The 26,766-nt window shown below is 34.3% G+C and carries 25 protein-coding genes; 15 read left to right on the top strand and 10 right to left on the bottom strand.

Translation table 11 applies throughout. The features are described from left to right. Positions 1-116 precede the first annotated feature (116 nt). Positions 117-1,220 (top strand): multiheme c-type cytochrome, encoded by a 1,104-nt coding sequence (locus OQK60_RS04535; RefSeq protein ID WP_297684535.1) that lies wholly within the window; start codon positions 117-119, stop codon positions 1,218-1,220. A 24-nt stretch (positions 1,221-1,244) separates the two neighbouring features. On the opposite strand, the gene glmU is transcribed toward OQK60_RS04535, so the two are convergent. Continuing rightward, complete coding sequence (gene glmU / locus OQK60_RS04540; protein WP_297684537.1) at positions 1,245-2,549, bottom strand: bifunctional UDP-N-acetylglucosamine diphosphorylase/glucosamine-1-phosphate N-acetyltransferase GlmU; 1,305 nt, start codon at positions 2,547-2,549, stop codon at positions 1,245-1,247. A 144-nt stretch (positions 2,550-2,693) separates the two neighbouring features. On the opposite strand from glmU, the gene OQK60_RS04545 reads away from it, so the two are divergent. The 12 genes from OQK60_RS04545 to mog all read left to right on the top strand — a co-directional run bounded on the left by OQK60_RS04545 (position 2,694) and on the right by mog (position 15,073). Beyond that, a complete protein-coding gene (locus OQK60_RS04545; RefSeq protein WP_297684539.1) occupies positions 2,694-3,458 on the top strand; it encodes a MotA/TolQ/ExbB proton channel family protein in 765 nt (254 codons plus the stop codon). After that, on the top strand, positions 3,458-4,237 hold the full coding sequence (locus OQK60_RS04550; RefSeq protein ID WP_297684541.1) for a flagellar motor protein MotB: 780 nt from the start codon (positions 3,458-3,460) through the stop codon (positions 4,235-4,237). Before OQK60_RS04545 ends, OQK60_RS04550 begins: the two co-directional genes overlap by 1 nt. Then, positions 4,237-4,971, top strand: coding sequence for a flagellar type III secretion system pore protein FliP (gene fliP / locus OQK60_RS04555; RefSeq protein ID WP_297684543.1), 735 nt, complete (start codon positions 4,237-4,239; stop codon positions 4,969-4,971). Before OQK60_RS04550 ends, fliP begins: the two co-directional genes overlap by 1 nt. Before the next feature lie 9 nt (positions 4,972-4,980). Beyond that, a complete protein-coding gene (trmA, locus tag OQK60_RS04560) occupies positions 4,981-6,117 on the top strand; it encodes a tRNA (uridine(54)-C5)-methyltransferase TrmA (RefSeq protein WP_297684545.1) in 1,137 nt (378 codons plus the stop codon). Then, complete coding sequence (locus tag OQK60_RS04565; protein ID WP_297684547.1) at positions 6,114-6,764, top strand: hypothetical protein; 651 nt, start codon at positions 6,114-6,116, stop codon at positions 6,762-6,764. The genes trmA and OQK60_RS04565 overlap by 4 nt, the downstream gene beginning before the upstream one ends. 43 nt (positions 6,765-6,807) lie before the next feature. Further along, positions 6,808-8,214 (top strand): TrkA C-terminal domain-containing protein, encoded by a 1,407-nt coding sequence (locus OQK60_RS04570; protein WP_297684549.1) that lies wholly within the window; start codon positions 6,808-6,810, stop codon positions 8,212-8,214. A 77-nt stretch (positions 8,215-8,291) separates the two neighbouring features. After that, positions 8,292-9,341, top strand: coding sequence for a 3-dehydroquinate synthase (gene aroB / locus OQK60_RS04575; RefSeq protein WP_297684552.1), 1,050 nt, complete (start codon positions 8,292-8,294; stop codon positions 9,339-9,341). After that, positions 9,341-10,990 carry a mechanosensitive ion channel domain-containing protein gene (locus OQK60_RS04580; RefSeq protein WP_297684554.1) on the top strand — a complete coding sequence of 550 codons (1,650 nt, stop codon included), beginning with the start codon at positions 9,341-9,343 and terminating at the stop codon, positions 10,988-10,990. Before aroB ends, OQK60_RS04580 begins: the two co-directional genes overlap by 1 nt. A 1-nt stretch (position 10,991) precedes the next feature. Further along, positions 10,992-12,236, top strand: a complete 1,245-nt coding sequence (mtaB, locus tag OQK60_RS04585) for a tRNA (N(6)-L-threonylcarbamoyladenosine(37)-C(2))-methylthiotransferase MtaB (RefSeq protein ID WP_297684556.1) — start codon at positions 10,992-10,994, stop codon at positions 12,234-12,236. Continuing rightward, entirely contained in the window at positions 12,223-13,863 is a 1,641-nt protein-coding gene (locus tag OQK60_RS04590; protein ID WP_297684558.1) for an AAA family ATPase, read from the top strand. The genes mtaB and OQK60_RS04590 overlap by 14 nt, the downstream gene beginning before the upstream one ends. Continuing rightward, complete coding sequence (gene bioV / locus OQK60_RS04595) at positions 13,853-14,374, top strand: pimelyl-ACP methyl ester esterase BioV (protein WP_297684560.1); 522 nt, start codon at positions 13,853-13,855, stop codon at positions 14,372-14,374. Before OQK60_RS04590 ends, bioV begins: the two co-directional genes overlap by 11 nt. Before the next feature lie 165 nt (positions 14,375-14,539). Beyond that, a complete protein-coding gene (mog, locus tag OQK60_RS04600; protein ID WP_297684562.1) occupies positions 14,540-15,073 on the top strand; it encodes a molybdopterin adenylyltransferase in 534 nt (177 codons plus the stop codon). A 28-nt stretch (positions 15,074-15,101) separates the two neighbouring features. Here mog and OQK60_RS04605 read toward each other — a convergent pair whose 3' ends face one another. The 8 genes from OQK60_RS04605 to sdhA form a co-directional block, all read right to left on the bottom strand. Next, positions 15,102-15,371 (bottom strand): hypothetical protein, encoded by a 270-nt coding sequence (locus OQK60_RS04605; RefSeq protein WP_297684564.1) that lies wholly within the window; start codon positions 15,369-15,371, stop codon positions 15,102-15,104. Between the two features lie 62 nt (positions 15,372-15,433). After that, entirely contained in the window at positions 15,434-16,171 is a 738-nt protein-coding gene (locus OQK60_RS04610) for a fumarate reductase iron-sulfur subunit (protein WP_297684566.1), read from the bottom strand. Beyond that, positions 16,168-18,156 (bottom strand): fumarate reductase flavoprotein subunit, encoded by a 1,989-nt coding sequence (locus OQK60_RS04615; protein ID WP_297684568.1) that lies wholly within the window; start codon positions 18,154-18,156, stop codon positions 16,168-16,170. Before OQK60_RS04615 ends, OQK60_RS04610 begins: the two co-directional genes overlap by 4 nt. Then, on the bottom strand, positions 18,156-18,887 hold the full coding sequence (locus OQK60_RS04620) for a fumarate reductase cytochrome b subunit (protein WP_297684570.1): 732 nt from the start codon (positions 18,885-18,887) through the stop codon (positions 18,156-18,158). Before OQK60_RS04620 ends, OQK60_RS04615 begins: the two co-directional genes overlap by 1 nt. A gap of 45 nt (positions 18,888-18,932) precedes the next feature. Beyond that, on the bottom strand, positions 18,933-19,709 hold the full coding sequence (locus OQK60_RS04625) for an exodeoxyribonuclease III (protein ID WP_297684571.1): 777 nt from the start codon (positions 19,707-19,709) through the stop codon (positions 18,933-18,935). A 77-nt stretch (positions 19,710-19,786) separates the two neighbouring features. Further along, positions 19,787-20,668, bottom strand: a complete 882-nt coding sequence (locus OQK60_RS04630; RefSeq protein WP_297684573.1) for a CoB--CoM heterodisulfide reductase iron-sulfur subunit B family protein — start codon at positions 20,666-20,668, stop codon at positions 19,787-19,789. A 10-nt stretch (positions 20,669-20,678) separates the two neighbouring features. After that, on the bottom strand, positions 20,679-21,659 hold the full coding sequence (gene sdhB, locus OQK60_RS04635; RefSeq protein WP_297684575.1) for a succinate dehydrogenase/fumarate reductase iron-sulfur subunit: 981 nt from the start codon (positions 21,657-21,659) through the stop codon (positions 20,679-20,681). A 9-nt stretch (positions 21,660-21,668) separates the two neighbouring features. After that, positions 21,669-23,381, bottom strand: a complete 1,713-nt coding sequence (gene sdhA / locus OQK60_RS04640; RefSeq protein ID WP_297684578.1) for a succinate dehydrogenase flavoprotein subunit — start codon at positions 23,379-23,381, stop codon at positions 21,669-21,671. Between the two features lie 179 nt (positions 23,382-23,560). Between sdhA and OQK60_RS04645 the strand changes: the two genes are divergently transcribed. Beyond that, the gene (locus OQK60_RS04645; protein ID WP_297684580.1) at positions 23,561-24,637 is read left to right on the top strand and encodes a 2Fe-2S iron-sulfur cluster-binding protein; all 1,077 of its coding nucleotides are present in this window, start codon (positions 23,561-23,563) and stop codon (positions 24,635-24,637) included. Here the strand turns inward: OQK60_RS04645 and OQK60_RS04650 are convergent. Continuing rightward, positions 24,632-25,831 carry a diguanylate cyclase gene (locus OQK60_RS04650; RefSeq protein ID WP_297684582.1) on the bottom strand — a complete coding sequence of 400 codons (1,200 nt, stop codon included), beginning with the start codon at positions 25,829-25,831 and terminating at the stop codon, positions 24,632-24,634. The genes OQK60_RS04645 and OQK60_RS04650 overlap by 6 nt on opposite strands. 87 nt (positions 25,832-25,918) lie before the next feature. Between OQK60_RS04650 and OQK60_RS04655 the strand changes: the two genes are divergently transcribed. Next, positions 25,919-26,740 carry a thiamine-phosphate kinase gene (locus OQK60_RS04655; RefSeq protein WP_297684584.1) on the top strand — a complete coding sequence of 274 codons (822 nt, stop codon included), beginning with the start codon at positions 25,919-25,921 and terminating at the stop codon, positions 26,738-26,740. Positions 26,741-26,766: the final 26 nt, after the last annotated feature.

The following is a 26,766-nucleotide window of genomic DNA, read 5'->3' on the forward strand; positions in this document are numbered from 1 at the left end:
ACAAACATCCTATGAAGCAATTAAACCCGAAAATATTGCTTATTTGATGTATGTCAAGTTGTTTCAAAAAAAGTTTGATAGAATTTCAACTTATAATTATTAAAAGGATTCATTATATGAAAACACTGCTTTACATTTTAGCCCTCTCTTCAATACTCTTTGCAAATGCTGATACAGCATCTTGTAAAAAGTGTCACCCGCTTATCGTTGCTGAGTTTGAAACCTCCATGCATAAGAAGTCTTCTATATATGAGGACAAGGTTCACAAAGCTGTGTGGGATTTGCATCCGGCAAAAGCTAAAGGCGACTACAAGTGTGCAAAATGTCACACACCAAATGCTACTACGGCAGAAGAAGAGCATGAAGGTATTACATGTATTAGTTGTCACACAATAATGGATGTAGAAAAACATGCTCAGGCAAACAAAAATGTTTATTTAAAAAAACCTAAAACATTCTTTTCGGCTGAACCGGGCAGAGAAAGCCAAAAGGTTGAATACAAACAGGTTACTTCATGGTTTGGTATGAACAAGACAACAGTAGGCTCAGCTTATCATGACATAGACTACACAAATGAAAAATTTTATAATGGTGAGATGTGTATGGGATGTCATTCTCATAAGCAAAACTCGCATGAATTTTCTGTATGTACTACTGATGAAGCGGGTGCTAAAGATAAAAAATCAAACTGTATAACTTGTCATATGCCTAAAGTAGATGGAAGTGCTACAACAGTCGTTAAAACTAAACAGCACGCATATCATGGTTTTGCAGGCGCAAGAGTAAAACCTGAAATGCTTAGTCAATATGTTGAACTGAATTTCAACAATAAACAAAAGGGTTTTGAGGTCATCATAGATAACAAAGCACCGCATAACCTTATGACTCACCCTCTAAGAGTGGTTCAGCTTAGAACTGTTTTAGTTAGAGACGCAAAACAGATAGCACTTAAAACACATACTTTTGTAAAAGTAATAGGTAAAGATGGTAAACCCTCTATGCCTTGGATTGCTACTGAAGTGGTCAAAGACACTATGATAAAAGCAAATGAAAAAAGAGTTGTTGAGTTTGATGAAACTCTAAAAGCCGGCGATAAGATAGAAGTTAAATTGGGCTTTTTCGTTGTAAATCCTAAGGTTCTCAAAAAACTAAATCTTCAAGATGATAAAGAACTAACTAAATTTACAACACTAAAGAGTACACATTTCAATGTAGAGTAGCAATTGCTACTCTAAAAACTAATGCTATTTTTTACTAAAAAACTTGTAATAAAAATCTTTTATAGTTTTAAATTTAGCTGTGCTTACGGCCAAAGAACCGCTCTCAATCTTGCCGCTTCTAACAGTCGTACCTGCTGCAATCATGACATCATCTTCTAATGTGATTGGTGCGATTAGCTGAGAGTCACTCCCTACAAAAACATTTTTGCCTATGATTGTTTTGTGTTTTTTTATGCCGTCATAGTTACATGTTATTACACCTGCACCTATGTTTGTTCCCTCATCGACCTGAGCATCACCTATATAGCTTAAATGTCCGGCTTTTACACCTTTAAGAGATGATTTTTTAACTTCTACAAAATTACCTATATGAGTGTCCTCTATGTATGAAGCGGGGCGAAGATGCGCCATCGGGCCAACATCAGAATTTTTAACGATGGAATCTTCTATGACACTTCCGGCTTTGACATGTGAGTTTACAATGAGGCTATTTCCTGTTATACGACAGCCGTTTTCAACTATACATTCACCCTCAAAAGTAACACCTTCTTCGATGTAAATTGTTGAAGGAAGCTGCATGATTACGCCTTCATTCATCAACTTTGTTTTTATTTTGTCTTGCATAATAATTTCTGAATCAGAGAGGTCTTTTTTAGAATTTACACCTTTGAAAGTGTGCTCGTCAACTAAAAGAGGAGAGATTCTTAACCTATCAGCTCGCGCCATTGATATAACATCAGTCAGGTAGTATTCCTTTTGTTCATTATCATTGCTAAGTAGAGGAATATATTTTTCTATGACAGCCTTTGAAAAAGCATAAATACCTGCATTTACTGTTGTTATCTTTATCTCATCCAATGATGCGTCTTTTTGTTCTACTATTTTTTGTACCTGTCCATTTTCTATTACAACACGACCATAGCCATCTGGATTTTGCAAATCAAATACAGACATGACAATATCAGAGGTACTATCTAAAAATCCCTCTAAAGCTTGGGCTGTAATAAGAGGCATGTCACCATTTAAAACTAAGATTTTTTCATGTTTTATAGAGACATTTTTCATAGCCCCGCCGGTCCCAGGAAAGTTTTTAGCATCTTGAACAACAAAGTTTATATTGTTAAAAAAAGAGCTTATCTGCTCTATAACAGCTTCTTTTTGATGAGCAACAACCACAGTTATATCATCACTGATTTCAAGAGAAGATTTTATAATATGATACAGCATAGGCTTACCGCTTATAGTATGCAAGACCTTTGCTTTTGGAGACTTCATTCGACTGCCTTGACCTGCGGCTAAAATTACTATACTTATTTTATCATTGTTCATAAATTACTCGTTAAGTTAAATTACTCAAATTATACCCTTTTAGAGGTTATATTTAAAATAAAACTTATAAAAATTAACTTTTAGTGTTGGGGCTAATATTTTTTGTGGTATTATAAGCGTAATATTTTGTTATAAGGTATTTGAATGGATTTAGGTACGGTTATTGGTATTGTTTTCATCTTAGCGCTTCTTGCAGGTGCTATGAGTATGGGTGTTGGAGTTGGTGCATATATCGATATTCCTTCTGTTTTAATTGTTATCGGTGGTAGTATTGGCGCATTGATGATTTCATTTAAGCCAGAACAGATGAAAAATTTTACAAAAATATTTATGATTGCTATTAAGCCTCCCACAGATGATAAAGCTGAACTTATTAAGAAGCTTGTAGGTTTCGCAACAAAGGCAAGAAAAGACGGTATATTGGCACTTGAGAGTGAAGTAAATGAGGAAGAAAACGAATTTTTAAAAAAAGGTCTGTCAATGGCAATTGATGGAAATGAACCTGATAATATACGAGACCTTTTAGAGATTGAGATGGAACAAACATATACGCGACATAAAGTAAATGGCTCAATATTTTCTCAGTGGGCAGCACTTGCAGGAGCGATGGGTATGGTTGGTACACTTATCGGTCTTGTTGCAATGCTTTTAAATATGGCTGATCCATCTGCAATTGGTCCATCTATGGCAGTTGCCTTACTTACTACGATGTATGGTGCTATTATCGGTAATGTTGTCGGTACGCCTATTGCAATCATATTGGGCATCAGAAACGATGATGAGACATTAGTAAAACAGCTTATTCTTACTGGAATTATGTCAATACAATCAGGAGATGCACCAAGGGCACTAGAAGCGAAACTTCTTAGTTTCTTAGAACCAAAAGAACGCGTGAGTCAATTTAACTAATGGCTAAAAAAACAAAATGTCCAGAATGTGAGAGATGTCTCCCCGGTTGGCTAGCGGCCTTTGGAGACTTGATGTCTCTTTTGTTATGTTTCTTTGTTCTTCTTTTATCCATGTCCACAATGGATGCCAAGAAAATTTCAGAAGCTATCGGTTCACTCTCGGGTGCGATGAGCGTACTAGAAGGCGGTATAAAAACTGAAGTTTCAAAACGACGCATACAAGAGTCAACACCTATAGAGTCAAGAGATGAAACTTCTGAGCAGGTAAATAGAGTCCAAGCAGCTGTTGGAGATGCAAATGAGCTTATGGAAAAGGGTAAAGGACCTGCTATAACTATTGAAGAAGCACAAGAAGGCTTTGTCATTGAATTGCCCGCAGCACTACTTTTTAAAGCCGGAAGTGCAAAAATCTACAATAGTGATGCTTTGCTGTTTTTGAAAAGAATAGCTTTGATTATTGATGAACTCCCCAATAGTACTAAAGTAAGTGCGCGAGGGCATACAGACAATCAAGGTCCAGGAGCGGATAGTATCTATAAAGATAATTGGGAGCTATCATCTGCTAGAGCAATATCAGTAGTACAAGAGTTGCTTCTTAATGGAGTAGACCCCAAACGAATTAGTGCTTCAGGATATTCTGAGTTCTCTCCAAAAGCTACAAATGCTACAAAAACAGGTAGAGAAAAAAACCGTAGAGTTGAATTACACTTTTTTGGCTCAGAGGAAGATACTAAAGCAAAAGTGCAAAAATCTGTTTTAGACAAGGCAGTAACTAAGTAATGATAAGAGCATTTCTATTAGTTCTTGGTTTGGTCTCTTTTTTAGGGGCTGAAGTTGTACAAGTTCCAACTATGAACTTTGAACTAGCAGCTCCTTCTTCTCCACAGCAGCTTGTTAGCTCATTAAATGTTTTAGTTCTTTTAACACTACTGTTTTTGGCACCAAGCATGGTACTGGTTATGACTACTTTTACAAGATTCGTCATCGTCTTTGGTTTTTTAAGACAAGCTCTTGGTACTCAGCAAGTTCCTCCAACTCAACTTTTAGTTATGCTTGGAATGGTTTTAACATTTTTTGTGATGGAACCGGTTGGTACAAAGGCCTATGAGATGGGAATTAAACCATACATAGAAGAGAAGATAGGCTACGAAGAGGCTTTTGATAAAACAACTCTGCCATTTAAGAATTTTATGATCAGAAACACAAGAGAAAAAGACTTAGCACTATTTTTGAGAATTAGAAATATGGAAAATCCAAAAACAGTCGAAGAAGTGCCTTTATCTATAATTATTCCATCATTTGTAATAAGCGAGCTTAAAACTGCTTTTGAGATAGGTTTTTTATTATTTTTGCCATTTTTAGTCATAGATATGGTCGTTGCATCTATCCTTATGTCTATGGGTATGATGATGCTACCGCCTGTTATGATAGCGCTGCCCTTTAAAATACTGGTATTTGTTCTCATAGATGGATGGAATTTGCTTATCGGCAATCTGATTTCTTCAATAAAGTAGAGCGATATTATGGATTGTAAACATTTTGGAGAGTGCGGCGCTTGTAGAATCTATGAAAATGGTTACGAGTACCAACTAAATCAAAAATTAGAACTAAATATAGAGAGATTTAAGCCATTTTATAGCGGTAAAATATCTGTGTATGAATCACCAGAGCAAAACTACCGTTCAAGAAGCGAGTTTAAGATCTGGCATGCGAAGTGCCTCGATACTGGTAATGGCGATATTATGCGGTATGCTATGAATCATATTGATAAAAAAGGCGTTGTATTTATAGATGAGTGTCCTCAAGTAAGTGAATCTATATCTCTTTTAATGCCAAAACTTTTACAATCAATAACTGAAAAAAAAATGGGTTTTAAGCTATTTGGCGCTGACTTTTTAAGTTCAAGCAGTGGTGAGATAGTTGTTTCACTTCTTTATCATAGAAAACTAGATGAAGAGTGGCAAGCTAAAGCTGCTGACATTGCTGGTGAACTCGGTATTTATATTATTGGGCGTTCTCGCAAGCAAAAAGTTGTAATAGGGCAGGACTATATTACGGAGTCATTAAAAATAAATGATGAAATATATAAGTTTAAGTACATAGAAAATAGTTTTACACAGCCAAACTCCAAAGTCAATGAGCAGATGATATCATGGGCTTTAAATAATTCTAATGATGGCGGAGACTTGCTAGAGCTTTATTGTGGTGCCGGAAACTTTACTATACCATTTGCAAAAAAGTTTGACAAAGTATTGGCAACAGAAATTTCAAAATCATCAATAAATGCGGCAAAAGCTAACATGATTTTAAATGATGTTCACAATATCGAGTTTGTTAGAATGAGTGTGGAAGAGTTTGTTCAAGCTTTAGACGGTGTTAGAGAGTTTAGAAGAATGAATGATATAAATATAAACTCATATGACATAAAAAGTATCTTTGTCGATCCTCCAAGAAGCGGTATGGATGAAGCTTCATGCAAGTTTTCATCAAGATATGATAATATACTTTATATATCGTGCAATCCAGAAACCTTGGCAAGAGACTTAGCAATATTGTCTAAAACTCATGTAGTTGAAAATATGGCTCTGTTTGATCAGTTTCCATACACTCATCATGTTGAGATGGGTGTTAAACTAGTTAAAAAAGGTAGTGATAAATGAAAATCATATTTATAACATTAGCCTTAGTGTCATTTGTATATGCAGATGAAATGCAAAGAATTGAAGCAATAGTTAAAGATATAACGGAACTTCGAGGAGATTATGAGGAGTGTCAGGCTCAATTAAAAGATAAAAAAATTACTAATAGCCTTTTAAATGATTCTACATGTAAAAAGTACGAAGACTTGTATAAGCAAGAGAAGAATAAAAATATAATATTAAAAGCTCAAACAGACTATAACGATGATTTACTTAAGAGCAATAAAAGTTTGGCAGCGTCAGTAGAAACACTGAAAAAACAAATAAAAAAACAAAAAAAACTTTTAATATCCAAAGATAATGAGATAAATAAACTACTTAATAATAAGAAAATCTGTAAAAAAGAAAATGTTTTTCCAAAACTAATGATGAAGCAAGAAGTTACAACTACAAAATTTAAAGCAAGGCCATTTCGTTTGAAAATAGATAGTGATATTTATGATTCTATTGATGGTAATAAAATTGATGAGTGGAGTAAAGGTACTTCTTTTACATCAAATGAGAAAACAGATGCCTGGGTTAAGATTACAGGTTATTTTGTTAATAAAAAATGGAAAAAATCACAAAAAGACATGTGGATTAAAAAATCGCAAGTATCACAAAGATAACTTGATAAATGATATAATGCTAAAAATTTAAATAAGATTGTATATGAAAAAGATATTAGTTATTTGTGATGGTGATACTGGTAATCACTTTATTAATAGAACAATAGAGACGCATACAAGTGAAAATATTTACTATGTTGTTCAGCGTAAAGCTAAAGAATATGAAAATGCAAACCCAAAGCGTTTTAAATTTTATGAATTTGACGCTACAAGTCTCTATAAGATAGCCAATTTACTTAAAATGGATTTTGTTCAAGTCATTATTGCCATGGAAAATCAGCTTGATGTTGAACATACAATCAAAAATATTAGAACTATTAAAAAGCAGCTTCGTGTTATTGTTTTGGATAAGTGGAATTTAGTGAGTGAAGATTCTAATGTCATTTTTATAAATACAAACGAAATATTAGCTTCAAGACTTTTGGATTATCTGCCAAATGTACCGGTAATTGCTCAAAATGTCGGTATTGGTGAAGGTGAAATAATGGAAGTTTTAGTTCCATTTGGAAGCTCATTTGTGTATCGACATGTAGGTGTGATTGAACAAAAAGATTGGCGAATAGTAGCCATGTATAGAAACAGAAAACTAATTATGCCAAATCGCAGAAGAATGATTCAGCCAAATGATCTTCTTGTATTAATTGGTGAACCTACGGTTTTAAAATCAGTATATAAAGCTATTAAAAGGGAACTTGGGCAGTTTCCAGAACCATTTGGTTCTAATCTTTACCTCTACCTTGATATGAACATTGTAAACCATTCAACAGTTGAAGAGTTTGTTAGAAGAGCGGTTTTTGCACATAAAAAGCTTGAACATAGATTAATTATAAAGATAGTAAACCCCAATGATATATCTCTTTTATGGAAAATTAAAGAGTTTAGAAGTGAAGATGTAGATATTGATATAGAGTATGATAGCAGTGATTTAAAAGAAAAATTCTTTGAAGACATCAAAGTATATCATGTAGGCTTAATAATGGTTTCAAAAGAGATGTTTGAAGATTTCCATATGAGAACTACGCTATATGAATCACATGTGCCTGTTCTTAAAATTGCAGACAGGTCTTTTTCAAGTGTTAAGGATGCTGCCCTTATTTTAGGAGATAATCGTGATTTAGAGAAGATATCTTCAACAATATTTGATATATCTGAACAGATGAGTTTTAATATAGAACTTTACAATTACATGAGTGAACACCAAGAAGATAAAGAGATTGTTATAGAGCATTACAACAACCTATCAACAATTTTTTCAAAAAGTATTAAAGTTATTAAAGAGAACGAGAATCCTATTAAAATCCTAAGAAAAAAAGATAATTTTGTTCAACTTTTACCATTTACGAAAAAATTAACTAAAAGAAAAATTTACTCTCTTTTATCGACAGACAGTGAAAAACTTTACCATAAGCTTGATGGTTACCATCAAATTTTTATTCCTGTTCAAATATAGAGTATTGATTTAGCGATTTTTTAGTCTTTTTTAAGTAATATATATTCACTTATAAAATTAAAAATTTCGGACTAATAATGCAAGTAAACATAGCTCTTAAAAAAGTTGTTGATGACTCATATGATATAACCATAGATACTCTTCCAAAACTACATTTCGACACAAAAGTAGCAATAGTTACTAATGAAACTGTGTCTAAATTGCATTTAAAATATCTTCTAACAAAAATTTCTGCAAAAGAGTTACATATAGTGACTTTAAAAGATGGTGAAGAGTATAAAAATCAAGAGAGTATAGATACGATTTTAGAGTCACTTTTTGAGAGCCGTTTTAACCGTTCATCTATGCTTATAGCATTTGGTGGCGGCGTAATCGGCGATATGACGGGATATGCCGCAAGTATCTACCAAAGAGGTATAGATTTTATTCAAATTCCAACTACTCTTCTCTCTCAGGTCGATGCAAGTGTCGGCGGAAAAACCGGTATGAATAATAAATATGGAAAAAACCTTATAGGAGCATTTCATCAGCCAAAAGCTGTTTATATTGACCCGTATTTTTTAACTACACTTCCCGCGCGGGAGTTTGGTGCAGGTGTTGCTGAGATAGTTAAAATGGCAGTTACATTCAACAAAAAGTTTTTTGAGTTTTTAGAAAGTGCCGATTTGAAGAATCCGGAGGTTTTGCAAGAGTGCATAAAGCAGGCTGTACAAACAAAAGCTGATGTTGTATCTAAAGATGAGAAAGAACACGGTGTAAGAGCTGCTCTGAACTATGGACATACTTTTGGACATGTTATAGAAAATGAAACAAAATATAAAAAATTTCTTCATGGCGAGGCTGTGGCCATTGGTATGGTTATGGCTAATGAAACAGCTCTAAAAATGAATCTTATGAATGAAAAAGAGGTATCGAGAGTAAAAACTTTACTAGAAAAATATGATTTACCGACATCTTACAAAATTGAAAATCCTCATTCTTTTTATGAAACATTTTTTTTAGATAAAAAAAGTTCTGACTCTTCTATAACTTTTATTTTGCCAGTAGGTATTGGTGATGTTACCATTACAGACAAGGTTGATAAAGAAACAGTTATGTGTGTATTAAACAAATTTGGAGAGTCTTGATGAAAAATATAGTTCTATTTATACTGCTTGGTTCATCGTTATTACTTGCTGATAATGTTAAAAATAGCAAACTAATTGATAAGCAAGAACAGACGCGTATAGAGCTTGAACAAGAAGACCTTAAAAAAGAAAAAATAGCCCAATATGTAGCAGAATTAAAAAAATTAGAAGAAAAAATAGCTAATAAAGACAGTGTATGGATGAAGAGTTATGCATCTTATCTTACTTCGCTTGATGTTAGAGAGAGTCTTGAAAAAATAACAAAAAGAATAAATTATCTTAAGAAAAAAAGAAAAAAATCTCTGACAGAAAACGATGAACTAAATGCACTTATTTCAAGAGAGAAGATACTGACATCGCAAATAGAAAAACTTAAGAAAAAAGACAGCTCACCTTTTTCCAATCTTTTAACCCCGCCAAATATTGATGAAATACCTGCTATTACAAATCCATTTGATATATTTACAGGTATTTCACTTGTTAAAACATTGAATGAAAGCTACAATGATTATATTTTAAAAAAAGATGAATTGGCCTCTTTAATCTCTCTTTTAAGAGCAGAAGGACGAATATATAAAGAGATAGAAGCAATTGATACAGACTCTATATATAAAGAAGAGGCTCAAAGTAAAGCAAAACAGCTAGAGAGATTTGAAACAGCTTTAGATACGATTAGTGTTACAGCAGATGTTTATCAAAAAAGACTAGAAATCAGTAAAACGAATATCAATAAAGATGTCAATAATCAAATCGTTAAAATAGCAAAAATAGGTGTTATCGTTGCAATAGTTTTTGTTATATTTTTCTTACTTAAGTTAGTTGTTAAAAAGTACATAACCGATCATGAACGATTTTATATGGCAAATAAGATAATCACATTTATGAACTTTACTCTTATTATTATAATTTTGTTTTTTAATTATATAGAAAATGTCAGCTACTTGGTAACCATACTCGGGTTTGCATCAGCCGGTATAGCAATTGCCATGAAAGACTGGTTTATGAGTATCCTTGGCTGGCTTGTAATAGTTATTGGCGGCAGTATACATGTAGGAGACAGAATACGCGTAGATATGGATGGAATGAAGTATGTAGGTGATGTAATGGATATCTCGCTTCTTCGTATGACAATCTTGGAAGATATAACGCTTACATCAGTTCTTGAAAATAGAAGAGCGGGAAGAATCGTATTTGTTCCAAATAACTATGTGTTTACTCGAATGATTGCCAATTATACGCACTCTACTTTAAAAACTGTTTGGGATGGAGTACATATAACTATCACATATGATTCTAATCATAAAAAAGCGATGCATTTAGCTAAAGAGATAACAAAAAAATACTCCAAGGGCTATACTGACATTACAAGAAAGCAACTAAATAAATTGAGAAATCAGTACAGCTTAAAAAATACAAATGTTGAGCCTAGAATTTTTTCTTTTATAGAATCTAATGGTATATCAATTGATGCTTGGTATTTGACTAATGCTTATGCAACCCTCACCCTTAGAAGTATTATCTCAACTGAGATTGTCGATGCATTTATGGCAGAAGATGATATAACAATTGCATACCCTACACAAATGTTACATATGGAAGAATCAGCAAAGAAAAAGCCTCCATTTGCAACAAACGATGAAGTAGTTTAATTTGAAAAAAGTCTACTTTAAAACTTTTGGTTGCAGAACAAATCTGTATGACTCTCAAGTAATGATGAGTGCCATGCAAGAGTATGAAGTTACTGAGAATGAAAATGAAGCAGATGTTGTTGTTGTGAACTCTTGCACAGTTACAAACGGGGCGGATACACATGTTCGCTCTTATCTTTCACATGTAGAAAAAATAGGTGATGCAAAAGTTTTTTTAACAGGCTGTGGAGCACATACAAAAGGTGAGAAATTACTAGAGCAGGGTAGAGTGGCCGGAGTTTTTGGTCAGAGTGAAAAACTAAAAATAGACGCTATGCTCTCAAAGGAAGAACCTTTTTACGAGCCTGGTGATTTAAACTATATTGATGAAGCAGTTGTTGATGATTTTATTGGTAAAAGCAGAGCATTTATAAAAATCCAAGAAGGCTGTAATTTTCGCTGTTCATACTGTATCATCCCATTTGTTCGCGGTGATGCGAGAAGTATGGATGAAAAAAGAATACTAGAACAGATTACAAGACTGGCTCTTAATGGTTTTGGTGAGTTTATTTTAACCGGAACTAATGTTGGAAGCTATGGACAAAAAACAGACAGCTCAATTGCTAAACTTATGAAAAAAATCTCTCAAATAAGAGGTGTAAGACGCATTAGACTCGGCAGTGTTGAACCTATCCAGATTACAGATGAATTTAAAGAGATACTAGGTGAACCATGGCTTGAGAAGCATCTTCATATTGCCCTTCAGCATACATCGCCTCAAATGCTAAAGTTTATGAATAGAAGAAATGTTTACAAACAAGATAGAGAACTTTTTGAACTTCTTGCAAGCAAAGGCTTTGCAATCGGTACAGATTTTATAACAGGTCATCCGGGTGAGAGTGAAGAACTTTGGGATGAAGCTATGAAAAATGTCAGAGATTTGCCATTAACGCACTTACATGCTTTTACCTATTCAAAAAGAGACGGCACACCATCCGCTACAATGAAACCTGAAGTAAACGGTAAACTTGCAAAAGAGAGATTGCATGAGCTTGAAAACATAGTTAAATCTAAAAATCTTGAGTTTAGAAAAGCTTTTAATGGTGAGTTGGATGTTCTTGTTGAGAGTGAAAAAGATGGTCTGTATGTAGGACATGATCAACACTTTAATAAGATTTTAATTGAGTCTGATGAAGACTTAATCGGTAATTGGGTAAATATTAAAAATTACACCGTAAAAGAGGAGTCTAACTATGGCCGAGTCTAAGTCAAACAGAGTAGCACTTTATGCATCAGCTTTTTTAGTAATTATACTGGTTTTATTTGCAATACTAAGAGATAACTCAGAAAGTATCTCTTTAAAAGATGCGACAAAAATTTTACAAAATCACACAGTCAAGAGTGTAGTAGCCTCAAAAGATTATGTTTATCTTAAAACAGATAAAAATGTTTATAAGATTGCATCTTCTCAGGTTACTCCTCAAATGTTTTTAGAGTATGAAGTAGAGTCAAAAGGTGGTTCCAGTATTGTTGTGTATCTCCTATCTTTAGTGCTTATTTTAGGTTTAGGAACACTCATATATAGATGGTATCAAAAAAACGGCTTATCTATTTCCCAAGCAACAAAAAGTGCAGGTAATAGATCTTCTATTGATTCAACTCAACCGATAGTCTCAATAAGAAGTGATGTGACATTTAGTGACATCGGCGGGATAAGTGATGTTAAGATAGAACTTGAAGAGATTTTGGACTTTATGAGAAACCCAAAACGATATAAAAGTTTTGGTGCACGAATGCCAAGAGGTGTACTTTTAGTTGGACCTCCGGGAGTTGGTAAGACTATGATTGCTAAAGCTGTTGCCAATGAAGCAGGTGTGCCATTTTATTATCAAAGTGGTGCTTCGTTTGTTCAGATTTATGTTGGAATGGGTGCAAAAAGAGTACATGAGCTTTTTCAAGCGGCTAAAAACAACTCACCATCAATAATTTTTATTGACGAGATAGATGCGGTTGGTAAAAAAAGAGATGGACAAAGAAATGATGAGAGAGAATCTACACTAAATCAACTTTTAACAGAGATGGATGGTTTTGAAAACTCTAGCGGAGTGATTGTTGTAGCTGCCACAAACAAGATAGATGTACTAGACTCTGCACTTCTTCGTTCAGGTAGATTTGACAGAAGAGTTTTTGTGGAGCTTCCTACAAAACGCGAAAGAGAGTCTATTTTATCTAAGTATCTAAATAAAATACCTCACGAATTAGATGTTAAAGCTGTAGCAAATATGACAGTAGGATTTAGTGGTGCTTCTTTGGCTGCGCTTGTAAATGAAGCAGCTCTTCTTTCGCTACGACAAAAAGATTTTCAAGTAACTATAGATCATATTCATATGGTAAAAGACAAAGTAATGTTTGGAAAGAAAAAACTTCAAATACTAAGTGAAAAACAAAAAGAATATCATGTATCCTATCAAGCGGCCAAAGTAATATGTGCAACTTACTTTGATTTGCCGTTTGAAAAACTAATGCTCTCAAATGAGAAACTTACTCCAACAACCAATGACCCGCTTATAAAACATGAGTTAGAATCAAGAGTTAAAATGCTTTTAGCCGGTATGGCAGCTTGCGATATAAAATTTACAGAACATGCTAGCAGTGCTAAAGCAGACTTAGATGAAGCAAAAGTTATTGTTTCAAATATGATTAATGATTACGGAATGGGTACATCTTTAATAGCATTAGAGCATGAAGAAGAAAATCTGATGAATAGATTGTACCAAGAGACAAAACTTCTTTTAGAGTCTATGATGGATGTTATGTCCAGTGTAGAGAGTGTTCTCATTGAGAGAGAAAGTATTACAAAAGCAGATGTTAAAAAGTTAATCGATGCTGTTTAAGAGTGGCTTTTCTTTAAAAGATGAAGAATCTTTATTTGAAGAGTATATAAACAGTTCTGAGTATAGTGTTTGCGGCTTTAGTTATGGTGCTATTAAAGCTTTTAAATATGTAAAAGAACAATTAAACCATGGAAAAAGAATAGATACTCTGCAACTGTTTTCCCCAGCATTTTTTCAAAACAAAAGTAAAAAATTTAAAAAACTTCAAATAATCGCTTATACAAAAGATAAAGATAAATATTTAATAAATTTTATTGATTTGTGCTTTTATCCGCATTCTAAAAAAGATACACAGCATTACGAAACTGATGTTTGTGAACTTGAAGAGTTACTTAACTATGAATGGAATCTGCAAGAGCTTAAGTCATTATCCAACAGAGGTGTTAAGATTGAAGTTTATCTCGGCGGTAATGACAAAATTATAGATGTAGAGTCTGCTAGAGAGTTTTTTTTACATGTAGCTACTGTGACATACATAAAAAATGCAAATCATTTTTTACAAATAAGGTAATTGACATTTACTAAGCAGATTTATTAACTCATTCTCGAAACTACATCCTTGTAGTTTCTGTGAGGCTAAAAATTGATAAAACCTCTTGTTTTATCTTTTTAATTTTTAGAACCGTTAATAAATCTACTCAGTAAATTAATATATAAAAAGCAAAGGAAAAAAAGTATGAGTGAAATTAAAATAGGCGTAATTACAGCAAGTGATAGAGCTAGTAAAGGTATATATGAAGATATATCAGGAGTTGCTATTCAAGATACTATGAAAGATTATTTGATTAGTGAATTTGAGATAGTTTATAGATGTATCCCGGACGAACAAGATGTATTAGAAGCTACTATGAAAGAGCTTTGCGATGAGGCAGGGTGCTGTTTAGTTGTTACAACAGGTGGTACAGGGCCGGCACTTCGTGATGTTACACCGGAAGCTACAGAGAATGTTTGCCAGAAGATGATGCCGGGCTTTGGTGAACTTATGCGTCAAGTTAGTTTGCAGTATGTTCCTACAGCTATACTTTCTCGTCAAACAGCGGGCATAAGAGGAAAATCTCTGATCATTAATCTACCTGGAAAACCAAAATCAATTAGAGAGTGTTTAGATGCAGTTTTTCCGGCAGTTCCATACTGTATAGACTTAATTGAAGGTCCATTCATTGAAACTGATGAAAAAGTCATAAAAGCCTTTAGACCTAAGGCTAAATAATATTATAACTCTCTTTTATAAAAGAGAGTTATCTATAGATAAAAGCAGAATAGTAGCCATTTTTATTGGCATCTTCTGTCATGTTAAAGCGTGCACCTACATGGCTTGCCCAATGATCTAAAACATAGTATTCAACTTCCCAATCATCTGAAAATTTATGTTCTACGCACTTTCGTTGTTTGTTCCAGTCAAGATTGACTTCATCTTGATTTACATTATGAAGCTCATCCTCAAGCCATTGTAAATCTACTAATTTTTGTGGGTATCCACCTAAATTTTCTACAACCGTGTTTTGCATGATAACTCCTTTTATAATCAAAGGTTATACAGCAAGTGGTGTTCCAATTTATAATATTAAATTTACTTCAAACCTGTTTTAATCATCATGCGTCTAAGATATGCAATTTTACTCTGCAGAGGCAAATCTTTTGGACATACATCCTCGCATCCAAGAAGTGTCATACACCCAAAAACGCCATCTTCATTACCTATGAGCTCGTAATACTCTTCGTCACTGCGTTTATCTCTTGGATCTAAATGATATCTGGCTATTTTGTTTAAGCCTACGGCTCCTGTAAATTTTGGGCGCATCTGAATGGTACCGCAACCTGCGACACAGCATCCGCACTCAATACATCTGTCAAGCTCATATATCTCATCAGCTAGATCAGGATCCATTCTCTCTTCTATCTTATCAACATTTAGCTCACTCTCTTTGTCATGTATCCAAGTCTCAAGATGTTCGTTAAGATAACGCATCCACTCACCACTGTATATGGACAAGTCTTTAATCAACTTAAAAAGAGGAAGTGGTGCCAGAGTAATGTTTTCATCAAGCTTAGAGGTAAGTGTTCTGCATGCCAGAGTAGGACGACCATTTACAAGCATAGAACAGCTACCGCAGATTCCTGCACGACATACAAAATCAAACATTAGTGAATTGTCGTGATGTTCTCGTATTGCATTTAAAACTATATAAAGAGTCATTCCGTAAGCCTCTTGTATCTCAAAAGTCTCCATGTGTGGAAAATCATCAGGGTCATGCGGATCGAAACGAAGTATGTTTATTTTTAAAAGTCTTGGTTTTTTGTCACTCATACATTTTCTCCTAATCTCTCGTTAATACCTTGATATTTTTTAGGTAGTTTATCAATAAATGGCATAAGAGCATTTTGAATCTCCATACGAGAAGCTCCCTCTTTTTTAAGTTTATCCGTTACAGCATCGACAATGATCTGTCTTGTGTGTGTATCTGTATTGTGCTTTGTCAAATCTTTTCCGTAGCCTCTAAAACCAGGGGGAAGTTCCATTTTGGATATATCTATATCTTCATAGTTTACCGTTGGAAGGGTCTGCTCTTCATTTTCCCAGCTTGTTATAGTTCTTTTAAGCCAATTAGCATCATCTCTAGAAGGATAATCTTCTCTAGAGTGTGCACCACGACTCTCTGTTCTTAGAAGTGCTCCATAAGCTACTGTTAACGCAATCTTAATCATCTTCTGGGTTCTGTAAGCATTTACCAAAGCTGGATTTGCAGCGCGACTTTTTGAGCGAAATACCTCTATGTTTTTACTTCTTTTTAAGAGTTCTTCAAGTTCATCTACAGCATCTTTTAAATCGTCACCATTTCTAAAGATTCCGACTTTATCCATCATAATCTCTTCCATACGGCGACGAAGTACATAAGCATCTTCACCATTTTCTTTTGTTAAAAGTGCTGTTATTTTGTCTTCTTGTATTTTTAAAAATTTTTCAATTGTTGAAGAATGAATATTGATAGAACTCTCCTGAGAGTCACAAAAATCAGAAATATATTCAGCTACTAACATTCCCGATACTACGGTTTCACTTACAGAGTTTCCGCCTAGTCTGTTAAACCCGTGCAGGTCCCAGCAAGCTGCTTCACCACACGAGTAAAGACCTTTTAAAGTTTGAGATTCACCTGTGTATTTTGTTCTGATACCACCCATGGAGTAGTGTTGAGTAGGGCGTACCGGTATCCAATCTACAGCCGGATCTATTCCAAGAAAGTTTTCACAGATTTCTTTTACCTCTCTAAGATTTTTTTCTATGTGTTCTCGTCCAAGTATAGTTATATCTAGCCATAAATGATCTCCATAGCGGGATTTAACGCCTTTGCCTTTTCTTATATGTTCAGTCATTCTGCGGCTTACAACATCACGAGATGCCAGCTCTTTTTTTTCCGGCTCATAATCTGGCATAAACCTGTAGCCATCTTTATCTAAAAGAAGTCCTCCATCACCGCGACAGCCTTCAGTAGTCAAAATCCCAACGGGAACGATTGCAGTTGGATGAAACTGAATTGCTTCCATATTCCCTAAAGTTGCTACTCCTGTCTCAAGTGCTATAGCTTGTCCCATGCCTTGACATATGATAGCATTTGTTGAAACGCTGTAGATTCGTCCATATCCGCCTGTAGCTATAGTTGTTGCCTTGCTTACATATGCTACCAACTCACCGCTCATTAGATTCCTCGCAATAGCACCGCAACAGCGTCCATTTTCATGGATTAGTGACATCGCTTCAAGTCTTTCATGAATCTCTACTTTATCTTCATGAGCCTTGTTGTCCATTGCATAAAGCATACTATGTCCTGTTCCATCTGATGTGTAGCAGGTTCTCCATTTTTTAGTACCACCGAAATCTCTTGCAGTAATAAGTCCGTGAGCCTCATCTTTTTCTGTAATAGTTACTTTTTGAGCATTAATGATAGCCGTTCTGTCTCCTCGCTTAACTCTACTCCAAGGAACGCCCCAATGTGCCAGTTCTCTTATGGCTTTTGGAGCACAATGGGTAAACATTCTAGCTACCTCTTGGTCGGCTCCCCAGTCACTTCCCTTGATGGTATCGCTAAAGTGGACATCTTCGTTGTCACCTTCACCCATTTTTGAATTTGCCAAAGATGCTTGCATCCCGCCTTGAGCTGCTGCAGAGTGTGAACGCTTTGGAGGAACAAGTGTTAGAACAACTACATCATGTCCACGCTCTTTAACACCCGTAGCAACCCTAAGACCAGCAAGACCACCACCAATGACTAGTACATCCGTGTAAATAATATTCATTAATGATTCTCCATAATAATAGTTTCAGACTTATATTTAACACCATCACTAAAGTCATGTGTATTGCCTATATAAATATATTTTGCTAAAGTGAAAATACCAAGGAGTAAGTACACAACTATCAAAAACTTCATTAAGAATTTAAATCTTTTTCTTGAAGTTTTTGTACTTTTCCCCTCCATGAATCCCCATTTAAGAGCTAGTCTATATAAGCCTATAAAAGCATGTGTAACAACAGAAAAAAGAAGTAAAAAATACAGAGGCCACATATGCTCTGAAACTACCCTGTATGAACTGGCGTATGGACCGATATCTGAGGGTTCTGCCATCATCATGTAAAGATGAACCGAACCTATAAAAAACATGATAAAACCTGTTGTTAGCTGAACTATCCATAAAGAGGTGTCTTCATGTTTCATTCTGATTATATGCTCTTTCATCACCTTGTGCTGCCTATAGTTGTCCGGAAACTTTCTTAGTGCTATAGCTGCATGAATTATAAATATGACAAAAATAAATCCTGCTAAAAAAGAGACAATACCCGGATATGTTTCTCCAAAAAAGTAATACCCTTCAAACATAATTGTAACTTTGTACATCAACTCATTAGATATCAAGATAGATGCCTCAAAGATAAGATGTCCCATAATAAATATGGCTAAAATCAACCCTGTTAAGCTTTGTGTAAAATCTAATTTAGCCGGTGTCTTGTCTATTTTGTTTTTTTTCATATCTTCTCGGTTTTATTTATATGTTTTATTATATTATATTTTGCTTTAAATGCTAATTCTTATCCCCACCGGACAGTGGTCTGAACCTTCTATATGGTCCAATATAAAGGCATCTTCTAAATTTTCGCATAAGTCTTCAGATATAAAGAAGTAATCTATCCTCCATCCGACATTTTTAAGCCTAGCACTTGAGCGGTAAGACCACCAGCTATATCTATCAACTTCGTCACCGTTAACATATCTAAAGGTGTCTATATAGCCGTGATCAACTAGTTTATCAATCCACTCTCGCTCAATTGGCAAGAAGCCTGATGTTTTAGAGTTTGCTTTTGGGTTTTTAAGGTCAATCTCTTTGTGAGCTGTATTTACATCCCCACAAATAATTATGCTTTTACCATCTTCCCTTAATGTTTCACAGTGAGATAAAAAATTATCATAAAACTTCATTTTATGAGCTAATCGTTCCTCATCTTTTTGACCATTAGGAAAATATACATTAAAAAGTACAATATCATCGTAGTGAGTCTCTACAATTCGACCTTCACTTGTTGTATCCACATGTTGACATGTAGAGTTGTAGTCAGACTTTAGTGTACCCCAAGTCATAGTCCCGCTATAACCTTTTTTTGTTGCAGAATTAACTAAAATATCTTGGTATTGTTTATCAAATAGATTATCGGGAATTTGCTCTTGTAGAGCTTTTATCTCTTGTAGACATAATATATCAGGTTCTCTCTCATCAATCCATTTAAGAGCTTCTTTATTCCCAACGGCACGAATTCCATTAACATTCCAAGATATGATTTCGATTGAGTTTGACATGTAAATTCCATTTTAAAAAATAAGTAGTAGATTAGAGAAAGAATCTCCCGCGTAAACGCGGGAAAGAAAGAAGTCTATTAAGCGAAGTCAACTTCTGTAACATGATGCTTAAGTCCCAGCTCTGCAGATGTACATCCCAGAGCAAGACCAATCATTTGTTGCATATGAAGAACAGGAAGCTCAACTTCACGACCGATAGCTTCAGAAGCATGGTCAGTTTGAGTATCTAGTTTTAAATGACAAAGTGGACAAGGAGTTACCATCATATCTGCGTTACCATCAACTGCACCGGCAATTGCATTACCTGTTAAAACTGCAGCAGTATGAGGAGCTTGAAGTTCAACATGGAAACCACAACATTTGGTTTTCTCTTCATAATCAACATTAACACCACCACAAGCAATAATTAAATCATCAAGTGAAGTAGGGTTGTATGGGTTTTCTTTTGTCTTGTGAGACTCATTATGAAGCTCAGACGGACGAATATTATGACATCCATAAAATGGTGCAATATTAAATTTGTTTAGAGGCTTAACAACCATCTCTTTAATCTTATCAAGACCAAAATCATCAATAATAGCATACAAAAAGTGAGTTACAAGAGAGGTGCCTTTGTACTCTAAGCCAACTTCTGCTAGTTTTTCATTTACCCTAGCTTTTAGATCAGCATTATTATCTAGTCTATGTTTTGTCATTGCAGTGTTTAACTGACATGTATTACAGATTGTAACCATAGTAAGTTCATGTTTTTCAGCATAGGCGATATTTCTTGCATTTAAAACTAAAGATAAAAAGTCATCATAATCCTGTAGGTGAGAAGCTCCACAACAAGAAGCTTCCGTTAGTTCTATCAACTCAATATCAAGTTTTTTAGCAACCGCCATTGTAGACATCATTTGCTCAGGAGTACTTTGTTTTGCAGTACATCCCGTAAAAAGTGCGTATTTTAATTTTCCCATTTAGTGACTCCTAGAACTTTACAGTTGATGATGATTTAACAAGTTTTTGAATTTCATCAAGATTATCAGATTTTGGCATATTCCAAGGCATAACTATTTTACCTTTTTTGAACATTTTAAATGCAACCGGTATGTGTTTAACAATCCCTGCACCCTCAGAGTATAGAACAAGCTGACCTTCATCAAGCACACCGTGTTTTTCAATTGAGTGTTTAAATCCAACAGCATGACGAGTAGCTACATTACTTGTTGCAACTCCCTCAGCAAATAACATCTGATGAAGTTTAGTGATTTTTTCAATTGGGTTAACCTCTTTTGGACAAACTTCAGCACATTCAAAACATTTTACACAGTCCCAAAGACCTTGTTTTTCTTCGTGAAGTTCAAGAAGTCTCTCTGTATGAGCATCATCACGAACATCAGCTTCAAAACGGTAAGCTTTAGCAAAAGCAGCAGGGCCAAAGAAATCTTCATTGATTTCTACAACAGGACAAGCGTAGTGACAAGCACCACATTGGATACAAAGATCTGAATCAAGAAGTTCTTCTGATTCTTCCGGTGTTACAATATGCTCGTTTTCTGGGTGCTCTTGGACATCAGAGATTAAGTATGGATGAATAGCATCATGCTTCTCCCAGAAATCACCTTTGTCAATGATCATATCTTTAACAGCTCTTTTAGTGCTTAACGGCTCAATAGTAAGCTCGTTGCCAAAGTACTCTAGCATTGTTGTCATACTCTCTTTACAAGCAAGAGTTGCACGACCGTTTACTTTGATAGCACATGCACCACAGATACCGTGACGACAGCTACGACGGTAAGAAAAACTACCATCATGGTCCCATTTAATTCTATTTAAAATATCTAAAACAACTTCTTCTGAAGTAACATCCATGCTGTAGTCTTCATAGTATGGAAGATAATCTTCATCTGCATTAAAACGAAATACCTTGAAGTTTACTTTTTGTGTAGTAATTTTATTTGTACTCATAAGTTCTCCTTAGTATGTTCTTGCTTTAAGTTCATGTTTGCCAAGTACTACATCCATGTAATCAAGTGAAATATCACCATTTTCTTTCATATAAGCCATTGTATGTTTTAGAAAGTTTTCATCATCACGAGTATTAAAGTCCTCTCTAAAGTGAGCACCACGACTCTCTTTTCTAGCAATAGCACTCTCAACAATAAATGCAGAGTAGTCAATCATATGTCCAAACTCTATTGCTTCTTGAAGTTCAGTATTAAATACTTTTGATTTATCTTTTATGCGAATATTTTTAAATCTAGCACGAAGTTCTTTGACTTTTTCTACAGCAATTTCTAAAGTCTCTTTAGTTCTAAATGCACCGGCATTAGCCGTCATGCATTGTTGTAGTTCTTCTCTTAAATTTGTAATAGTCTCATCCCCATTGTTATTTAACATGAAGTCTATCTCAGCCAAAGCTGTAGCTGCATCTTCTTGTGTAGCTACACGAAGCTCAATATCGTCAACTTCTTTAACCATTGTTTTTCCAACAAAACGACCAAAAAGTAGAGCTTCAAGTACTGAGTTAGCCCCAAGGCGATTTGCTCCGTGAACTGATACACAAGAACACTCACCCGCTGCATAGAAACCTTCAACAAATTCAGTGTTATTTTTACGAACATTTCCAGCAATGTTTACTGGTATACCACCCATAGAGTAGTGAGCAGTTGCAGAGATAAGAATAGGTTCTTTAATCATATCAAGACCTAAAAAAGTGATAGCTAAATCACGAAGTTCAGGAAGCCTTTCCATAATAAGGTCTTTTCCTAAATGAGTTACATCTATATAAACTGCATCTTTTCTTGGACCAACACCGCGGCCTTCTCTGATCTCATTAAGGATTGCACGAGAAACAACATCGCGAGATGCAAGTTCCATCGCATTTGGAGCGTATTTTTCCATAAATCTTTCACCAAGAGAATTGAAAAGTTTTCCACCTTCACCGCGAGCAGCTTCAGAGATTAAAACACCATTTCCTGAAAGTCCAGATGGATGAAACTGTACAAATTCCATATCTTCTAAAGGAAGACCGTGTCTTGCTACAATAGATAGTCCATCACCGGTGTTTGCATGTGCATTTGAATTGATTTTGTATGAACGAGCATATCCTCCAGTTGCAAACATAACAGATTTTGCATTAAATATTGCCATTTGCATGTCACGGATATTAAATGCGATTACACCAGAAACTTTACCGTCTTTGTAGATGATATCAGCAGCGTACCACTCATCCCAAAATTTTACACCGGCACGGTGAGCTTGCTCATAAATAGTTTGTAATAGTGTAAGACCGGTTCTGTCTTTAGCGTAGCATGCACGAGGTGATGACTGTCCGCCAAAAGGTCTTTGAGCAATTTTTCCATCAGCAGTTCTGCTAAATGCTGCACCCATTCTCTCCGCCCAGCGAATAGTCTCCGGAGCTTTTTCGCACATAAATGAAACAGCATCTTGGTCTGCTAAATAATCAGACCCCTTAACTGTATCATACTCATGCAATTCAACACTATCTTCATCACTAAAAGCAGCATTAATACCACCTTGAGCAGCACCTGAGTGGCTTCTAAGTGGATGAAGCTTAGTAATAACAGCGACCTTCTTCCCTGCGTTTTGTAACTCTCTTGCAGCAGCACAGCCGGCAAGACCTGCTCCTACAATAACGGCATCGTAAGTATAAATGGGAATACTCATTTAGCTTTCCTTTGTTTATAAGAATAAAATAATTTTGGATTATACAATCTTTACCCTTTGTATAGTCTAAAATGGGTGTTTTGTAAAGAATTTTTTCTTACATTTTCAAGCAAGAAATTTTTTAATAATTTGTGCTATACTTCAACCTTATTTTTATTATAAATATTGCAAGGAAAGTCATGATAAAAGAAGTACATGTAGAACTGTTTAGATTTGACTCTAAAGTTGATTATTTACCATATTATAAAAAATACACTCTTGAGTACAAGGATAAAGATACGATTCTTAGTCTATTGAATAAAATAAATTCTATAGAAAAGTTTGCATATGAGCCTAGTGTTGATTTTAATCTAAAGATAAATAATCTATATTTAAACTCAAACGAGTTTATAGCTAACATAGTGGATAAAACATCGAATGAATTTATTATTGAACCGATAAGTAAATTTAGAGCTATCAATGATTTAATTATTGATAAGAAAGATTTTTTACAAAAGATAGCTGCATTTGAGAGTTATCTAACTTCTATGGACATGGATAAGTATGCAAAAAATTATGAACTAGATTATTATGCATCAAATACATACAATATAAAAAGAGATTACATCGGAGATCACTCTTTGCTCATTGCTAGTGATATAATTGAGCAAAATCCTGAACTTACAGATGAAATATTAGAAATGATATCTAAAAAAGATGATGGTATTTGGTATCACACATCGTTAGAAAATAGAGTTTTTAACTATGATGTTACTAAAGAGCACAAGATAAAAGCTCTTTTTGCAAAGCTAAAAAAAGTTCAATTTTCCGGTATAGACAACTCTAGCGTCGATAGCATAGATAATGTAGATATATCTCAATACTTTGAAGGTTTCAATGTAGCATCGTATGATGGCTTAGATAAAAGCTCTTGTGCCTCTGTTATAAAAGATTCAAAAGCAAACTACATAGATATAAGCTTAAAGAGTGAAGATTTGGCACCGCACTCAACTCTTGTAAGTGATGACTTTTCATTGAAAATAGCGGGAGAAATTTTACTTCAAGCTAAAGATAACAACGCTGATTTTATTGTTGTTAGAGGAAAAAAAGATATTTTGCTGTTTGATGGAGAACAGAGAAAAATTGAAAAAACAACAGGCAGAGAGATAAATCTACCGGTTGTTTCTCAAGAACAGTTTAAAAGACTTTTAGAGGGAGATAAAGATACAGCCGCAATGGGCTTGGATAGCCATAAAGTAAAGGTTTCTTTCTTATAGCTCATCCTCTGCTATATCTCTTATCTGAGTGATTTTGTTTGTCCATTTGGCTTTAGAATACGCTAAAACTTTTTTTGCTTCTCTTGATGCTTCTTCAAGAGAAACATTATTTGGTTTAATAACAAATCCACCACTTATGGTTACCGTTACGGGACCTGTTTGAGCAGATTTTAATTTTAATTCAGAGATACTTTGACGAATAATATCTACATCTTTAAAAGACTGTTCCTTGCTTGGACGAGAAAAAATAAGTGTAAATTGATTGTAGTCTGTTCTAGCTATAACATCAGTAGCTTGTTCATGCAGTGAAATAGTAAAAGCAACTTTTTTTAGTATACTTTGTGTAAATTCTTGAGAGTATATTCTGTTGGTTTTTGAGAAATTATCGATTTCAATTACGGTCACAGATGTAAAATTACCCTCTTTCATACCTTTTTTCTCAGAATAAGAGTTCATCATTCCTTTAAGATTGTTAAGCCCTGTAATAGGATCTAACATAGATGGATTATCAGAAGTGGTTGGCTTTCTTCTCATTCTAAGAGCGATAGAATCTACTTCTTCAGAAAATATAGTAAAGTTTTTTTGATCAACATTATACAGATATTTTATATCGGCGTATATTACGCTAAGTCTTTTTCTGTACCAAATAACACCCAATAAGATTACTATAAACGAGATGTATGACACTATCTTTTGAAATTTAAATTTAGATTGGTCGTAGTATAAGCTTTTTATCATTATAGAATCAATTTGATTATTGATAGAATAAAATATCTTATCTAGCTCTTGTTTTTTTATATCATTGTTTTTTTCATCTTTAGAGTAATATTCATGCGCTTTATCGTTAAATAAAGTAGTTAGTGAATCTAATTTTTCCAAATCAGATAAGTATTCCTTTTCATTTGAAACAATAAATTGTTCCGTAAAATTGTACTTGTAAGAGTTTTTTAATTTTTCAATATCAGTGTGAAGTTGAGTGCTTTTTCCATTAAACTGTATCAAGGCAAGCTCAATATCATCCCTTGATAGATGGATTAGACTAGAAAGAATGGCTTTTTGATTCTTTAAATTATCTATTTTATCATATGAAGTGCTTTGCTGTGATGTTAAAAATGCTTCAGATGCACTAAATAGAGCTAGAAAAATAAGGAATATTGATAAATTACTAAAAATTTTTTTAATTGAGTGTTTCATTAAAATTTTCCTAATACATGGTATAATTTTATGCTATTTTATATACATTGGCATTAATAGCAACTTAAGCCATTTTAAGAAGTTTTATTGAATTTAGAAAATTATTTTATATCGCAATTTAAAAGCAATCATATCGGAGATGACGGCGCAGTAATTAAAAAATCTGTGTATACCAAAGATGCATTTTTTGAAGATGTTCATTTTAAGAAAAAATGGATGAGTCATTATCAAATTGCATCTAAGGCGATGCTGATAAATATTTCCGATGCTATTGCTATGAATGCTAAACCAAAATACGCACTTTTAAGTGTTGCTATGCCTAAAAATATCACAAAAAAAGAGATGAAAGAGCTAGTTGCCGGTTTTAAAGATGTGGCCGATAAGTATGGAGTTGAGATTATAGGTGGTGATACGATAAGTAATATCAAGCTAGATATTACTATAACAATAATTTCTCAAACAGATAAGCCGTTGCTTAGAACTAAGATAAGAAAAGGTTATTTACTTGGCTTTACCGGCGAACTTGGAAAAAGTGCAAAGGATTTGAAAAAGCTTGTTAACCTAGGTAAAATTCATAAAAAATCCAAATTTGTAGATATTAAACTAAGAGACAAATTTGTATCAAACTGTGAGCGGTTTTTGAGTTCAGGTATGGACATATCAGATGGTCTCTTTAGTGATTTAGATAAACTTTCATCAGCAAACAAGATAGGTTTTAGATTTAAAGGCTACATGTCAAAGCATATAGGGTGTAGTGGAGAAGAGTATGAGATGCTTGTTGCATTTGACAAAAGAGATGCAAAAGCTGTAGTGAGGCGTGCTGCTCAGAGCAGAACACCTCTGACTATTTTTGCAAGCAGTGTTAGAAACAGATATACAAACAGGTGTAAAGCACACCATTTTAATTAGAACTATTTATGATTAAGGACTTACAA

Source organism: Sulfurimonas sp., from assembly GCF_026196735.1.
Classification (GTDB): Bacteria; Campylobacterota; Campylobacteria; order Campylobacterales; family Sulfurimonadaceae; genus Sulfurimonas.